Genomic DNA, 15,016 nt, shown 5'->3' on the forward strand with positions numbered 1-15,016 from the left:
TCAGGCTATGAGCAGGCGGAGGCCGAGATCTGCCGCGTCAAGGCCGGCGAGGTCGCTGTTGCGCTCGGCCCACCGGCCGGAGTCGAGGTCGTCGCTGAGGCTTCGCACCGCGCGCTGCTCGGCCTTTGGCCCGACCCTCGTCCACACCGACATCGCACGGCGCACATGATCCTCCAGATACGTCCCCGGTCGGCGCCAGTACGCCTCGAACAGGCCGTCAGCGCAGTCCCACGGGATGGGCACCGGCTCAGCGCGGGCGCCGATCGCGCCGGCCATCCCGGCAAGCGAGGGAAATTCCGCGAGGACGGCGGCGAACTCGGGCAGGTAGTCACGGGTAAGCCAGAACCGGTCCTGCCATCCGGGCTCGTCGGTGTCGAACGTGAGCACCACCACGCGGCGGGCCACGCGCCGCATCTCGCGCAGCCCTGTTATCGGGTCCCCCCAGTGGTGAACGGTGGAGACAGCCATCGCGACGTCGAAGGACTGGTCCTCGAACGGCAGGCTCTCCGCGGCAGCGGCCACGCACAGCGCCGAGCCGGCAGGCCGCTGCCCCCGCATGACCGCCGATGGCTCCACCGCGGTCACGTCGCGATCAGCAGGCTCATAGGAGCCGGTGCCGGCCCCGACGTTCAGCACCGTCTGCGCGTCCCCGAGCGCGTCCCAGATCCGCGCGGCGATCCGCGGCTCGGTACGCCGTGTTGCGGTGTAAGCGCCGCCGATCGCGTCGTACAGCCGTGCACCGAGCATCTCCAGCTGCTCCTCCGGCGTCACCATCAGTCCCTTCGCCCGTGCCTCAAGTTCCCTGTCGATGGCCGCCACCATGGCGTCAGCGCGATCACGCCGCTCCAGCAGCAGGCCGCGCAGTCGGCGCAGCTGCGCGACCGCGTCGGTGGACGGGTCCCCGACCAGTTCCGCAACCTCCCGCAGCCCGAAGCCCAACCGCCGATAGGCCAGCACCTCCCGCAGCCGCTCCACGTCGCCCGCCGAATAAGCCCGGTATCCGGCTGCGGTCCGCGCCGACGGCTGAACGAGCCTGATCTCGTCATAGTGATGCAGCGTGCGAACGCTCACGCCGGCCAGCTCGGCCACGCGTCCCACGGTCCAGTGATCCTCCACGGCACCGACTATGCAGCCTGACGCCACGTGAGGGTCAAGAGCCTCACTCACGGCAGCAAGAGCCAAACGCGAAGCAGCGGTCCGAGGCGACTCCCGCAAGCCAGAGCGATGGTCTGGTTCAGAGAAGCCTGGAACCCGACGGAGTGGCCCCAGCGGCCGAGTGACATCAAAAGTCACTGACATTGATCACGATGCCCGCCCCAGAATGACTCCCGAAGTCGCTTCGAAATGACTCCCTCTGAAACTGACACAGCCTGATGCGTTTGGTATCAACGCGGATAGACGCGTGATCATCCTTATCGAAGCCAAGGACACAAGTGGTCCGTGACGGCCGGCCCTGCACCTGGAACGCGATGCCGGTCAGCTCCTCGCCTCCCTGGACGTCCGGGTCGGTCGCGGCGCGCAGCACGGGCACGGCCCCACGTCGGGCGACTGGAGGAAAAGGGGCCGGATCGCGGCGAAGGCCGCGCGGGGCCCCTTGAGCGATCACCGCCCCTTGGGCCGGGGCCAGTTGAGACCTGCCGCCGGCCACTCCGACGGGCGGCGTACCGTAGGCGTCCGTTTGGTCGCGCTGTTCTCACTGCTGTCGGCTCCAGCGAGGGGGTGCTGTAGGCATGCCGGAGGGGTTGGCCCAGTGGGGGCCGGAGCTTTTCATCACGCGGGAACGGGAGCTGCGTCGTGGACCGGCACCGGAGAACCACGCGGGGAAGGACATCCTGCGAGGGGGGTTCGAGCCGTGTCTGCTGGCCCTTCTGCGGTTGTCGGCGGACCGGGACCCTGGCAGGGATCTCACCAGGGGGTGGCTCCCGAAGGCGCTCGCCCGCACCGGCCACCTCGTCCGCGCGGCCGAGCTGGCCCGCACGAACAGTGACGAACTCACGCTGGGCGAGGAGCTGTTGGGGCTGGTGAAGGCGGCGGCCGATGCGGGAGACCTGTGCGGTGCCCAGGCACTGGCCGAGTCGATCCCCCTGCGGCAACTGCGGGACGACGCGCTGGTCGCACTCGTGCCGGCGTGGGCCGTCGCGGGTGAACGCGACCGGGCCGTAGCGATGGCGGAAACGATTCGCTACCCGCACAACTGGGCGCGGGCCTGGGCCGTACTGGCGAAAGCGGTGGCGGACGACGGCGATACCGATGAGGCGCTCCGGTTCGCCGCCCGCGCTGACGACGAGGTGCGTGCTTGCGTCCTCGACGGGACGGGCGGGGTACTCGTCCTGCTCATGGAACTGGCCGCCGCCACCGGCGATCACGTCCGGGCCGCCGAACTCGCCGACCGGGTGGAGGACTTCACCCGGTCCCACGGCGGGACACCGTCGTCCCGGCCCCTGGCGGCCGTCCTGGCCCGGGAGGCCCTGAGGGGAGACCTCGACCGGGTCGACGCCCTGCTGCGTCCTCCGCCCAGGCCTCCCGTCGGCGCCGGGGGCGGCGTGTGCGGGTGGGCGCTCGTCGAGACCGCCGACCAGGACGTGGACCCGGACGTGGACCCGGACGTGGACCCGGATGGGCGCCTTGACGAGAACGACGTACGCCCGCTCCCGCCCCGGTCGTTTCTCGGTGCCCGGGGCCTGGCCCGCGTGCTGGACGCCATCGCCGAGACCGCCGGCCAGGAGGTGGCCCTCGCCCTGGCCGACCGGGCCGAGGCACTGCTCGGGACCGGCGACGGCCGTGATCACGACACGCTGCTGAGGTCCGTGACACTCCTGCTGGCCCGGCGAGGACAGGTCGAGCGCGCCATGGCCCTCACCGAGTGCCTCGATCCCGAACAGCGCGCGGGGTGGCATGCGGAGATCGTCGGTGCGGTGGCCCGCTACGGCGACACGGAAGCGGCCGAGGCCCTCGCCCACGCGATCCCTGACGACCGGGCGCGGGCCAGGGCCCTGATCGAAGTGGTCCGGGAGCTGGCCCGGCGCGGTGATCCGGGCCGGGCCGAGGCACTGGCCCCCGTGATCACCGACGGTTGGGCGCGAGGCGAGGCGCTGGTGGCGGTCGTCCAGGAGTGGGCTCGGCACGGCGACTTGGAGCGGGCCGAGGCGCTCGCCCACTCGATCGCCTACCGGGCGACAAGTGCCCGCGCGTTGGCGGCACTCGTGGAGGTGGCCGGGGTCGTTGAGTTGTCCGGGTCCGTGGAGGTGTCCGGACCCGGGGAGATGTCCGGGCCCTCGCACGCTCGCAGGCTTGCCGCACAAGCCGTCGTTCTCGACGGCTGGGCCGCTGTCCTGTCGGTCCTGGAGCCGATCGTGCCTCGCTCAGCGGCAGTTGTCGTCGAGCAGATGATGATCCGCGACGGGGTGTGACGTCCTGCCGGACCTTCACCCCCTGCTGTCACCGCTGATTGCGAGTATTGCTCCATGATTTCGAAACTGCCCTTGCACAGCCCGCGTTGGCGTGACCTCGACGGCGTGACGGCCGAGGAGGTGGAGGTGCTCCTGGAGCAGATGGCCTCCACCGGCGGCAACTGGACGCAGACCTGGACCTCCCTCGCCGGAGGCCTGTTGGACGACGGGACCGTCTTCGACGGGGCCTATGCGGCCCTGCCGTATCTCGTCGAGGCGGCAGCGGCCCTGCCGCCGGGGCAGTCCGTGGATTTCTGGGTGGACCTGGGATGCATCGTGACCGCGGAGGACAGAGCACCCGTCCCGGCCGATCTCGACGCGGGGTTCAGCGCCGCCCTCCGTCTGGCCGAGCAGGCGGCCGTACGGAGCCTCCTCGCCGCCGACGCTCCGGCCGAGGCCTGTGTCTCCCTCGCGCTGTCCTGTGTCGCCCTCGCCGGTCACCACATCGGCACGGCACTGTGGTCCCTCCAACCCCAGGAGGGATACCTGCAGTTGTTGTGTCCCGGGTGCGGGAGCGATACCGAGATCCCGGAGTTCTTCGTGGACCCGGTGCGTCCGTCTCTCGATGCTCCGGTGCTGCCTGATCCTGTCCGTGCCCGTCCGGGGCCGCACCCGTGGGGCGAGGTCGCCACGGCCATGCGCGAGGAGACCCTGGGGGAAGAGTGGGAGCCCTTCGTGCGGGTGGCACGCGGAGTCGCGGTGGCCGGAATACCCCCCGAGACACCGGGGCCGGCCGTCCTCTGCCTGGTCGCCGGCATGGTCGCGGCCAAGGGCACCCCGCAGTCGGCCGGGAGGAAGACGGCCCGCGAACTGATGCTGCTCACCGGGCACTTCCGCTGCTGGGACTGCGAACGGACCTGGACGATCGCCGACGGCCTGGCGGAGAACCCGGACGGCGCCCACCCCCGGAACCCCCTGAGGGACGAGTCGCCGACCGCCGATGACTCGGCTTCCTCGGTGACACCGGCGGCGGCCGGCCCAACAGCCGAAGTGCCCACCCGGCTCCGGCAGGACGGGAACGCCCTGCTCACGTCCGACGGCACAGCGTGGGGCCACTTGGCGGTGTTCTCCGGTCCCGCGCCGCTTTCCGTCGGGGGTGTCGACTCGCTGGCGGTGGTGGCACGCCCCGGTCAGTCGCCGCTCGTCGCCGGCGTGGGAGACCAGGGCGCGGTCTGCCTCTGGGATCCGGCCGACGGCCGACTCACCCATGACCCGCTGCCAGGACGTCCGGACCGTATCCGCTCGATGACGGCACTGCCCCTGCCCGACGGCCGCGTCCTTCTGGCGACCGGGGGCGAGACAGGGACGATCACCCTGTGGGATCCGGCCAGCGGCAGCCCGGTCCGCGAACCGGCCGGCAATCGGCCCGGCGAGGTGATCGGGATGTGCGCCGCGACCGTCCCCGACGGCCGGACCCTGCTCGTCACCGTGGCCCCCCGAGGTGCGGTCCGGTTGTGGGATCCGGCCACCGGCGAGTCCGTCGGGAGCCTCAACCCCTACGGCAGTCCGATCCGGTCGATCGTCGCCGTCCCGATCTCCGCCAACCACACGCTGATCGCGGCCGCGGACACCGGGGGCCGCCTGCACGTGTGGGATCCGGCCGTCGAGGACCCATGGGAGTCAGGCGCGGCCGTGCAGTTGAGCAAACGCGCCCTCCACGATGCCGACCACCGGGTGGCGGCGGTGGCGGCGGTGCCCATGCGGGACCGTACCTTGCTGGCCACCGGAGACGACCGCGGTGTGGTCATGCTGTGGGACCTCGCGACCGGTGACCCGGTCGGCGACGGTCTGCCCTCCTCGGCGGGCACCGCCGGCCTTCCGGTCATGGCCGTCACCAGGCCGGACGGCGGCCGCTCCGTCCTGGTCACCGGCAGCAGACTGAGGCGCAGCGTGCGGGTATGGGAACCGGAGACCGGGACAGTGCGGCACATCGCCCTGGAGGTGGCGCTCACCTCGCTGGCCGCCGCGGGTCCGGACCTGATCGTCGGACACGACCGCGGAGTGCTCGGAGTCCCGCTCACCAGTCGGTGAACGCGGGCGGTCGGCCACGGGTTCTCGGCCACGGCCGGGACAGGAGTGCGGTGCGGCCGCGCGCGGCCAACAGGCCCTGGGACTGGGGGAATTCATGGTTGCACTCGTCAAACGCGACATGTCAGGGTTCGTTGCCTTGGCGGCTTCCGCGGTGCGCTCGCCCGCAGGGCATCAGGCGAACGCTGTGGTGCGGGGAGGCGGGAAGCGATGGCTGGTGTCGACGTCGACGACAGGACGCTGTGGAAGGTGCCCGGCGGGGGCGTGCTCTACAAGACGCCCGCGATGGCCGACGGCGCCGTCTATGTCCTTGACGGCGTCCTCGGTCTGGTGGCGGTCGACGCGGACACCGGACAGCGACGCTGGACACTGCGCGACGGCTCCGGGATCGCCTCATCTGCGGTGGCCGGCACCGGCGTTGTGTACTTCGTGGACACGGCGGGCAGTCTGACGGCGGTGGACGCCGCGACCGGCGACGTGCGGTGGAAGTGGAGATCGCGCCGGTCGAAGATGTCGACGCCGGCGGTGGCGGACCACATCGTGTACGCCGCTTCGCACAACGGCAGGATGTGGGCCGTTGACGGGCTCACCGGCCGGCCGGTGTGGAACACCAAGGTCGCGGACTACCGCATCCCCCACAATCCAGCGCCGACGGTCGCCGACGGCGTCCTGTACGCGGCCGTGGACGGGCATCTGCTGGCCCTGGACACGGCCACCGGAGACCGGCGATGGGACGTCTTTCCCCACGGGGGCGTTCAGAAGACGCCGACGGTGACCGACGGCATCGCGTATGTGGGCAATGGCAAGGGCCTGCTCGCGCTGGACGCGGCGACGGGTGGGGAACGCTGGCGGCTGTCGACCGGAGGCGCGGTGTGGGCGAGCCCCGCGGTGGCCGAGGGCATCGCGGTCGCCGGTGTCCGCGGCTGGTACCTGATCGCGGTGAACACCGAAACCGGCCGGGAATCATGGAGGTTGAAGACCCGCGGCGAGATCCACGCGACGCCCGCGGTCGCCGCCGGCACGGTGTACGCGGGCAGCCACGACGGTCGCCTGTGGGCGGTGGACACGGCCACCGGCGAGGCGCGGTGGAAGGTCAGGACCACCGGGCCGGTGCACTCCACACCTCTGGTGAGCGGTGGCACGGTGTACGTCGAGAGCCTCGACGAGCATCTCTACGCCGTGCGGGCTCATCGACCGGGCGAGGCATCCGCCGAGGACCACCGCGCCCCATCCACCCGCCCGATACGGACGAGCATCCATCGAGGCTCCGCTCCAGCGGTCCCTGCTCCGACGGGCGGCACCGTGCGCTGGCGGGTGCGGGCACCGGGTGCGGGGTATTTCACGCCGGCTGTCGCCGACGGCGTCGTCTACCAAGCCACCCACGACGGCGGCCTGTTGGCGCTGGACGCCGCCACGGGCCGGGAACAGTGGAGAGCGACGTCCGCCCTGCCGTTCAGCTCGTCACCGGTGGTCGTCGACGGCACCCTGTACGTCGGCAGCGGGCGGCACCTGTGGGCCGTGGACACGGCCACCGGCCGCCTGCGGTGGAAGCGCTGGACCGACTACGTGCCGGACGCTCGACCGGCGGTGGCCGACGGCACCGTGTACACAGCCGGCCGTGACGGATTCCTCTGGGCCGTGGACGCTTCCACCGGCCGCAGACGGTGGAAGCGGCGACTCAGACCGCGCCGCCCACGCTCCTACGAACAGTTCGCCTCCCCCGCGGTGGCCGACGGCCGGGTCTACGTCTCCTTCCCCCGCGACTCCCTGTACGCGGTGGACGCCGCCACCGGAAGCGGGCTCTGGGAGGTGCGAACCGACGCCTCACCGGACACCTCACCCGTGGTGGTCGGCGACACCGTCTACGTCGGAGGTGGCCAGGGTCTGATCGCGCTGGACGCCGGCAGCGGCGAGAAGCGCTGGGAGCGGCGCCTCGGCAGGTCGATGTGGTCGACGCCCGCGGTCGTCGACGGGACCGTGTACACGGGCAGCAACGGCTGGTACCTGTGGGCCGTGGACGCCGCCACAGGCGAGGAACGCTGGCGGCAGGAGACCGGAGCCGCCCGCCAGTCGTCGCCTGCGGTGGCGGAGGGCACCGTGTACATCGGCAGCGAGGACATGTCGCTCTGGGCGGTGAACGCGGCCACGGGCGAGGAACGTTGGCGGCTGGAAACCCAGGGGGAGGTCTATTCGTCGCCCGTGGTGGCGGACGGGACGGTGTACGTGGGCAGCAAGGACGACTTCCTGTACGCGATCCACACCTGACGCCCGCGCGCCCCTTCCGGGCGGAGGCGTTCGGCTGGGCTGTCCACGCCACCCGAGACGGTGACGAAGAACCGGGTGCACCTCGATCTCGCGGCCACCTCCGCACCCCGGCGCGTGCGCCCGATCGGCATCCGGAGCACGCCCGGCTCCGGCACAATCAGCAGCCGTGCCCACACATCCCGCTCCCGCCCTCCTGTACCCCGATGTCGCGGACCGTGGCAGCCTCGCCGCAGCGCTCCGGGCCGCGGCGGACGGCCGCCTCGACGCCGTCCCCGTCAGCTCCTCCGACACCGCTCCGCTGATGCACGCGGTTGTCGGGACCAGCCTGCCGCACCGCGAATCGTTGCGGGTCAACGCATGGGTGCATAAACGGCGATGGTCGATCCGTGGCACCGAGTCCTTCCAGAGCCTGGCCCTCGTCGACGGCGAGACGGACGACCTGGCGGAACTCGCCGAAGCCGCCCGGGCCTGGCACGACGGGCTACCGCTGGAGGAGATCCGCCGGGCGGCCCCCTTCGTCCACCTGACCGGCCGGTTCGAGGTGCCCGACCGCGACCCCGTGCGCGTGACGCAGTCCGAGTGGCAGCACTTGCGCCGCGAGGCAGACGAACTGGAGTACCCCTGGCGGGAGACGCACCAGGCCCTGATCGAGACGGCGTACGCCGAACCGGCGCTTCGTGCCCTCTACCCGTTCACAAGTCACTGGGCGCTGCGCTTCGCGACCGCCACCCGCCCGCGCCCGACCGTCGTCGGACCGATGCTGTCCGCCCGTGACGACGGCACGTACGGGGTGCGCTGGAGCCTCCTGGACAACGATCTGGGCCCGTTCGCCACAGCGCGGGAAGCCGTGGCCGAGGCCGTACGCCACCTACCGCCCGGCCTCGGCCCGGTCACGCTCGGCGGATGACGTCACGGGGCGAGCCCCCTGCCCCTGCGTCGCGGCCGGAGCGCGAAGCCCTACTGTCGTCGCCATGACGGAGCCAGCGGCGGAAACCCACACGCACGAGAGCGACCCGAGCGCGGCGCGGCTGATCGCTCTGTCCGACGGTATATACGCCATCGCGATGACCCTGCTGGTCATCGATGTCGGGGTCCCGGCCCATCTGGACGCCGCCGGATTCCACCAGGCCTTGACCGACGCGCTTCCCAGTCTCGGCGCCTTCGCCCTGAGCTTCTCCCTGATCTCCGGGTTCTGGCGTGACCACCGCCGCATCCTCACCGCACTGCCCACCGCGACGACCCTGGTCACGCGTCTGATCCTGCTCGGACTCGGCCTGGTCGCCCTCCTGCCCTTCCCCACCTCGCTGTTGGCCGAATACGCCTCCCAGCCCGAAGCCGTCGCCCTCTACGCCGGTGCCATGGCCTTGGTCCACACGGTGCACGCGACCCTGCTGCTGCTCACACAACGCCAGGTGCATCCATCGCCCGCGTCGCCCGCCGCCGTGGCCCGTCGCCGGTTCACCGCCCAACTCGCCTCCAGCGTCCTGGTCTTCGGCCTCTCCATTCCGCTGGCCTTCGTCAACACGCAGGCGGCCATGTGGTTCTGGGTCACGCTCGTCCCCGCCCACTACGTCCTCGGCCGCTTTCCCCGCCGCCTCCCGCGCCGGTGGACGGCCGGGCGCGGAGAATGATCGAGCCGGTGGACGGGACGGAGCGGGCCGTACGGGAGTCGTGGGGCCGCACGGCGGAGTGGCTGCGGGCGCACGTCCCCGCGGGGCCCGTGCGGGCGACGGCGGACGCGGAGCGGGTCGGCGCGGTCGTGAGCGCGCCGGGGGTGGCTCCGCCGGCGGACGTGCTCGCGTGGTGGCGGCTCGACGACATGGCCGCAACGGCGTGGATCCCTCTGGGCTTCGCCCCGTTGGGGCTGGACGAGGCGATCGAGATCAGGGACATCCTCGTGCTGGTCGCCCGGGACGAGGCGGCCCACTCGGGCGCCCGCGCGAACGCCGCGGAGTACCTTCCCAGGTTCCTTCCGATCGCCGAAGACGCGGGCGGCGACCACCTGTTGGTCGATCTCCGGTCCGGGCAGCCGACGTACGGTGCCGTGTTCCTCTGGGACCACGAGGCACCCGGGTCGGGCGTACCCCTGTGGAACTCGGTGTCCGAGCTGCTCGCCGACACGGCCGAGGCACTCACCACCGGCACACCGGCCCTGTCAGGGCACGCCCAGCGCGGTGGCGTCGAACGCCCCTGCGTCGCCACGGTCACCGGCTCCCGCGCACCGGTCTGGCACGACGCCCACCCGGACCTCGCGTCCTTCACCAGCCCCTCCGCCGAGCGACCGCCCGTCCCGGTCCCCGTCGACTGGACGGCCGTGGAGGCGTGGCTCGGACTGCGGCTTCCGGACGACTACAAGCAACTGGCCGACGGCCATGGGCCGTTGGACTTCGGCGAGTACCTCTGGATCCATGTGCCGTGCGTCCGGCGGGATCGCTTCGACTACGGCGACTGGCTGCGGGAGACGCATCGATCGGCCCGGATCGCGGCACGGCAACTGCCGGAGGACGAACGGCCGTTCACGCGTCCGGCACCCGGCGGGCTGCTGGCGTGGGGCTCCAGCCGGGGCGGTGACGTGCTGTTCTGGGACACCTCGGTCTCGGAGGATCCGAACCGCTGGACGGTCGTCGTCCGGCACTCCCACCCGGCGCCCGGCAGCGGCCTGTTGCCGTTCCACCGCTACGGCCTCTCGCTCACCGGCTATCTGCGGCGCACCGTCCGTCCCGCCGGAGAGGCTCCGCTGCTCGGTCCGCTCCCCGGCACCGTCGCCCGCACCGCGTACCTGCCCACGGCCGAGCCATGGACCCCGCCCGCGCCCACCGCACCCCGGCTGGCCGAGGCCGAGCGCCGCATCGCCCTGGAGACCGGCACGGGCCTCGACGCCCTGCGGCTGCTGTCCCCGCCCCCTGAGCGCCCGTATCTCGGCGACGGCACCTGGGAGCGGCTCTTCACCGAACTGGGGACGCGACTGCCCAAGGAATACGTGCAGTTGATGGAGGTGTACGGCGCCGGCGACTGGGGCACGTGGCTGCGTTTCCTGACCCCGCTGCGCACCGGCGAGCGGCGCTTCGTCACCCATGTCGAGGAGACCCTCGACGCCTATCGGATGCTGAAGGAGAACTACCCGGACGGATATCCGCTGGCCGTCTGGCCGGAACCCGGCGGTTTCCTGCCCTTCGCCAACTCCTACGACGCCGACCACCTCGGCTGGCTCACCCTGGGCCCCGACCCGGACGCCTGGCCCCTCATCGTGTGGCCCCGCCACACCGACCAGGGGCCCGCGCTGGAGGGCGGCCTGATCGACACCCTCCTCGCCTGGCAGCGCGGCACGCCGGCCGTCCCCGGGCTGGCCGAACTCGACGAGGAGGACGACCCCGTCGAGCACGCCGGTTTCGCCGCCTGGGACGACCACGCGTACTGGTGAGGTGCCCGCGGCCCGGAGAAAAAGGACAGGCTTGACCTGGAGCGCGCTCCAGGTTCTACGGTTGTGTTCATGAGCAGCGGACAGCCCCTGAATCCCCTCTCCCGGGACCGGGAACCGACCCTGACCATCGCCCAGGTCGCCGAGTGCACCGGCCTCTCGCACGACACGTTGCGCTACTACGAGAAGGCCGGCCTGATCGAGCGGGTCGGCCGGAGCACCGGCAACCAACGGCGGTATCAGGCAGCGGACTTGGCCTGGCTGGAGTTTCTGCTGCGGCTGCGCGGGACGGGTATGTCGATCGCCGACATGCAGCGGTTCGCGGCGCTGCGGGCGGCGGGGAACGTCACGGTCGCCGACCGGCTGGCGATGCTCCGCGAGCACCGCGCCGAACTGGCCGACCGGATCAGGGTGTTGCGCCGCAACGCGGCAGTGCTGGACCACAAGATCGACCACTACGAACAGTTGCTCCTCGACGAACACGGGCGCGAGCACGAGATCGAGAACGAGCAGCCGGGATCGGATGAACCGACATGAGCGCGAGCACCACCCGTGAAGAGCGTTTCACCCACGGCCTGGAGGTCCTGAAGCGGGTCGACGGCGAGGCCGGGCAGCGGGTCGTCGACTCGCTCGCCGACATCAACCCCGAGCTGGGTCACCAGGTCGTCGCCTGGGCCTTCGGCGAGATCTACGACCGTCCCGGACTCGTCCCGCGCGACCGCCAGTTGGTGACGCTGGGCATGCTCACCGCGCTCGGCGGCTGCGAGGCCCAGCTCGATGTCCATGTGAACGCGGCGCTGAACGTGGGCCTCACCCCGGAGGAGATCGTCGAGGCCCTGACGCACTCCGCGGTGTACTGCGGCATGCCGAAGGCGCTCAACGCCACCTTCGCCGCGAAGAAGGTCTTCGCCGAGCGCGGGCTGCTGCCGCTGGGACAGCAGCCCACGCCGGACGCGGCGGACGCTACTTCTGCTTGATCCTCAGGAACGTGACGGAGTTCGCCGGGAAGGTGTAACCGAACCTGTCGGCAACCCCCTTGAAGGTGGACACGACCGGTGCGACCGCGGTGGCCGTCTCGCTGTTCACCGCGTCGGGCGCGGCGGCGAGCGTGGTGACCTTCGCCGTGGAGGCGACCTTCGCGCCGCCCAGGTCGATCGCCGTACGGGCCGCCGAGGACTGGTCGTTGACGACCTTGACGATCAGGTCACCGGTCTTCGCGTCCTTGGTGACGACCTGGCGGAACGGCTCGGCCGGCTTGTCGTCGGTGAAGCTTCCCCACTCCTGGCCGTCGAGGTACAGGGTGACCTGACGGCCCCTCACCTTGATGTCGACGTCGTAGGCGCGGCCCGTCTCGATGGTCCCCGGCTTGGCGATCAGCGTCGACTTGCCGCCGTCCACGGCCTGTTCGACGGCGGTCTGGGTGTTGTTCCAGCCGCCCAGGTTCCACCAGTAGTAATTGCCGGTGTCCTTGACGCCGAACGCGACCAAGAAGCCTTCTTTTCCTGCCTTCTTGGTCGCCTTCACATGCAGGTCGTAGTCGTGCCAGGCCGGGTCGCCCGCCGACACCATGGTGTTCTCGGCGGCGGTGTCGGTCTGGACGTACTGCCCGTCCTCAAGGCTCCAACTCCCGCCTCCCGTATGGGTCCACCGGGAGGCGTCACCGGAGAAGTCGTCGGAGAGCAGCGCCGCACCGTCCGCCCCGGTCACCTTCACATCGTCGTACGCCGCGCTCGTCGCCCAGGTCGACAGGCCGACCGCGCCGGAGATCGGGGCGACAAGTGACGGTGTGCCGGTGGCCGTTGAGGGCACCACCCGCGTACCGACGTTGTTCATGAACAGCTTCTGGACCTCGTAGTTCGCGGAGCCCCAGGAGGCGTGGTTGTTGAACCACACCAGGTCCGGGCGCCACTGGACGTAGTCCTCGTTGGCGAACAGCGGTGCGTAGGAGGCGAGTTTGACGACGTCGGCGTTGCGTTCCAGGCCGGTCATGTAGGCGGCTTCGGCGAGGCCGTTCTTGAACGCGTTGCCGCCGGAGGCGTATTCGCCGAGGAAGACCTTCGGGCCGGTGCGGTCGTAGGAGTCGTAGCGGCTGTTGTTCTGCAGGAACCACTGCGGGCTGTTGTAGTAGTGCTCGTCGACCATGTCGACCTGGGCGTCCTTGTTGAGCTGCCAGGCCGTGTCGAAGGTCGAACCGCTGTCGTCCGGGCCCGCGTTGGAGATCACGGTCATGTACGGGTACGTGGCCTCGATCGCCGTGCGGAACTGCGTGAAGCGGGCGAAGAACTCGGCGGGGAGGTTCTCCTCGTTGCCGACCTCGATGTGGGTGAGGTGGAAGGGCTTGGGGTGGCCCATCTCGGCGCGCAGCCTGCCCCACTTCGAGGTGACCGGGCCGTTGGCGAACTCGATGAGATCCAGGGTGTCCTGGATGTGCCGCTGGAGCAACGCCGGGTCGTCCACGGCCTTGTTCTGGCCGCAGCCCGTCACCAGCGCCGGTACGACGGGCAGCGGCATCGCGCCGATGTCCTCGGCGAGGCGGAAGTACTCGTAGTAGCCGAGGCCGTAACTCTGGTTGTAGCCCCAGAAGTTGGAGTTCGTGGCGCGGGACTCGACCGGGCCGACGGTGTCCTTCCACTGGTAGGAGCGCTTGCGCTGGTAGCCGGAGGCCGCGCTGTAGTCCTCCATGGAACCGGTGTTGACCAGGCAGCCGCCGGGGAAGCGTACGAAGCCCGGGTGCAGGGCGGCGACCTTCTCGGCGAGGTCCTTTCGGAGGCCGTTCGGCTCGTGCTTGTAGGTGTCGCGGGGGAAGAGGGACACCATGTCGAGGGCGGTCGCGTCGGTGGAGGCGACGGTGAGGCGGCCGGTGGTGCTGGTGCGGGTGGCGGTGAGCGTGGCCTTGTACCGGGCCCAGCCGCTCTTCTTCACCTCCACCTGGTGTGCGGTGGCCAGCGTGCCGCGAGCGTCCTGGAGGCTGACGCCGAGCGTGGTGCCGCTGTCGGCGCGGGCCCATACGGAGAAGTCGTACTTCTTGCCGTCCTCGACGGCGATGCCGGTGTTGTATCCGGCGTTCGTGACGGACGAACCGGCCGCCAGGGAAAGGTAGTTGCGGTTCGTCTCGTTGAGGCGGCCGGCGTCGTTCACCACCTGGCCCGTACCGGCGACCGTCCAGGCGGTCAGCGGGGTGTACGCCTTGTTGTCGTCGGTGGAGTACTCGAAGGACCGGTTCTGCACGAGCTCGGCGTACAGGCCGCCGTCGGCCGCGCGGTTGATGTCCTCGAAGAAGACGCCGTACATGGTCTTGTCGATGGCTGCGCCCTGCGTGCCCGGATCGACGGTGATCGCGTAGTCGGTGACGTCCTCGGCGTGGGCGGGGACGGGGACGACGGCCGTCGCCAGCAGGAAAGCGCTTGCCCCCAAGGCAAGTCTCAGGCGGGTGCGGCTGGTGCGTGACATGGATACTCCGCGGCTCTTGTCGGATCGTGCGCGGCACTCGAACGTGGGGTTCGACATACCGGACGTCGGTCAGCACTTCGAACGGCAAGATAGGCAAGGGGCGTGAGCACGTCAATGGGACCGGCGCGCGGAGGGACGTAGGGTCGAGGGCATGGATGCGCTGTCGCCGTACCTGGCCCTGTTCGGCTTTCTCGCCGCAGCGCTGGGTTTCTTTACCTGGCTCGCCCGTCGTATTCAGCGCCGCGGCACCGCCGGGGGCGGCATGAGCGGCGCCCTGGCCGCGTACGAGGAGGCCTTCCGGGCCACGAGTCACGCGTCGCACCACGAGATCCGGGCCCAGGGCGAACGCAAGGCGCCCACCGACTCTCCGGACGGCGGGCATCGGCGGCGGCGCGGGAAGGGCTGA

11 protein-coding genes are annotated in these 15,016 nt (G+C 70.9%); 9 read left to right on the forward strand and 2 right to left on the reverse strand.

Annotation, left to right across the window (positions count from 1 at the left end):
- Window positions 1-1,098, reverse strand: coding sequence for a MerR family transcriptional regulator (locus OG223_RS11755; RefSeq protein ID WP_329265233.1), 1,098 nt, complete (start codon window positions 1,096-1,098; stop codon window positions 1-3).
- Window positions 1,099-1,730: 632 nt separating this feature from the next.
- On the opposite strand from OG223_RS11755, the gene OG223_RS11760 reads away from it, so the two are divergent.
- From OG223_RS11760 to OG223_RS11795, 8 genes are all read left to right on the forward strand, one after another.
- Complete coding sequence (locus tag OG223_RS11760; protein WP_329246237.1) at window positions 1,731-3,410, forward strand: hypothetical protein; 1,680 nt, start codon at window positions 1,731-1,733, stop codon at window positions 3,408-3,410.
- Between the two features lie 54 nt (window positions 3,411-3,464).
- Window positions 3,465-5,480 (forward strand): WD40 repeat domain-containing protein, encoded by a 2,016-nt coding sequence (locus OG223_RS11765; RefSeq protein WP_329246239.1) that lies wholly within the window; start codon window positions 3,465-3,467, stop codon window positions 5,478-5,480.
- A gap of 207 nt (window positions 5,481-5,687) precedes the next feature.
- Entirely contained in the window at window positions 5,688-7,742 is a 2,055-nt protein-coding gene (locus OG223_RS11770) for an outer membrane protein assembly factor BamB family protein (RefSeq protein ID WP_329246242.1), read from the forward strand.
- Between the two features lie 166 nt (window positions 7,743-7,908).
- A complete protein-coding gene (locus OG223_RS11775) occupies window positions 7,909-8,649 on the forward strand; it encodes a DUF6193 family natural product biosynthesis protein (protein WP_329246245.1) in 741 nt (246 codons plus the stop codon).
- A gap of 64 nt (window positions 8,650-8,713) precedes the next feature.
- A complete protein-coding gene (locus OG223_RS11780; protein ID WP_329246248.1) occupies window positions 8,714-9,373 on the forward strand; it encodes a TMEM175 family protein in 660 nt (219 codons plus the stop codon).
- Window positions 9,370-11,163: an SMI1/KNR4 family protein gene (locus OG223_RS11785; RefSeq protein ID WP_329246250.1), complete on the forward strand. Its 1,794-nt coding sequence runs from the start codon at window positions 9,370-9,372 to the stop codon at window positions 11,161-11,163. Before OG223_RS11780 ends, OG223_RS11785 begins: the two co-directional genes overlap by 4 nt.
- A 69-nt stretch (window positions 11,164-11,232) precedes the next feature.
- A complete protein-coding gene (locus OG223_RS11790) occupies window positions 11,233-11,697 on the forward strand; it encodes a MerR family transcriptional regulator (protein WP_329246253.1) in 465 nt (154 codons plus the stop codon).
- Window positions 11,694-12,137, forward strand: coding sequence for a carboxymuconolactone decarboxylase family protein (locus OG223_RS11795; RefSeq protein ID WP_329246255.1), 444 nt, complete (start codon window positions 11,694-11,696; stop codon window positions 12,135-12,137). The genes OG223_RS11790 and OG223_RS11795 overlap by 4 nt, the downstream gene beginning before the upstream one ends.
- On the opposite strand, the gene OG223_RS11800 is transcribed toward OG223_RS11795, so the two are convergent.
- Window positions 12,124-14,610 carry an alpha-L-arabinofuranosidase C-terminal domain-containing protein gene (locus OG223_RS11800; RefSeq protein ID WP_329246257.1) on the reverse strand — a complete coding sequence of 829 codons (2,487 nt, stop codon included), beginning with the start codon at window positions 14,608-14,610 and terminating at the stop codon, window positions 12,124-12,126. The genes OG223_RS11795 and OG223_RS11800 overlap by 14 nt on opposite strands.
- Before the next feature lie 151 nt (window positions 14,611-14,761).
- On the opposite strand from OG223_RS11800, the gene OG223_RS11805 reads away from it, so the two are divergent.
- The gene (locus tag OG223_RS11805; RefSeq protein WP_329246259.1) at window positions 14,762-15,016 is read left to right on the forward strand and encodes a hypothetical protein; all 255 of its coding nucleotides are present in this window, start codon (window positions 14,762-14,764) and stop codon (window positions 15,014-15,016) included.

The organism is Streptomyces sp. NBC_01478, from assembly GCF_036227225.1.
Taxonomy (GTDB): Bacteria; Actinomycetota; Actinomycetes; order Streptomycetales; family Streptomycetaceae; genus Streptomyces.

Excerpts from the sequence above, each read along its gene's own strand:
- OG223_RS11760 (WP_329246237.1), top strand. The coding sequence starts at position 1,731 with ATGCCGGAGGGGTTGGCCCAGTGGGGGCCGGAGCTTTTCATCACGCGG.
- OG223_RS11765 (WP_329246239.1), top strand. The coding sequence starts at position 3,465 with ATGATTTCGAAACTGCCCTTGCACAGCCCGCGTTGGCGTGACCTCGAC.
- OG223_RS11770 (WP_329246242.1), top strand. The coding sequence starts at position 5,688 with ATGGCTGGTGTCGACGTCGACGACAGGACGCTGTGGAAGGTGCCCGGC.
- OG223_RS11780 (WP_329246248.1), top strand. The coding sequence starts at position 8,714 with ATGACGGAGCCAGCGGCGGAAACCCACACGCACGAGAGCGACCCGAGC.
- OG223_RS11785 (WP_329246250.1), top strand. The coding sequence starts at position 9,370 with ATGATCGAGCCGGTGGACGGGACGGAGCGGGCCGTACGGGAGTCGTGG.
- OG223_RS11790 (WP_329246253.1), top strand. The coding sequence starts at position 11,233 with ATGAGCAGCGGACAGCCCCTGAATCCCCTCTCCCGGGACCGGGAACCG.
- OG223_RS11795 (WP_329246255.1), top strand. The coding sequence starts at position 11,694 with ATGAGCGCGAGCACCACCCGTGAAGAGCGTTTCACCCACGGCCTGGAG.
- OG223_RS11800 (WP_329246257.1), bottom strand. The coding sequence starts at position 14,610 with ATGTCACGCACCAGCCGCACCCGCCTGAGACTTGCCTTGGGGGCAAGC.
- OG223_RS11805 (WP_329246259.1), top strand. The coding sequence starts at position 14,762 with ATGGATGCGCTGTCGCCGTACCTGGCCCTGTTCGGCTTTCTCGCCGCA.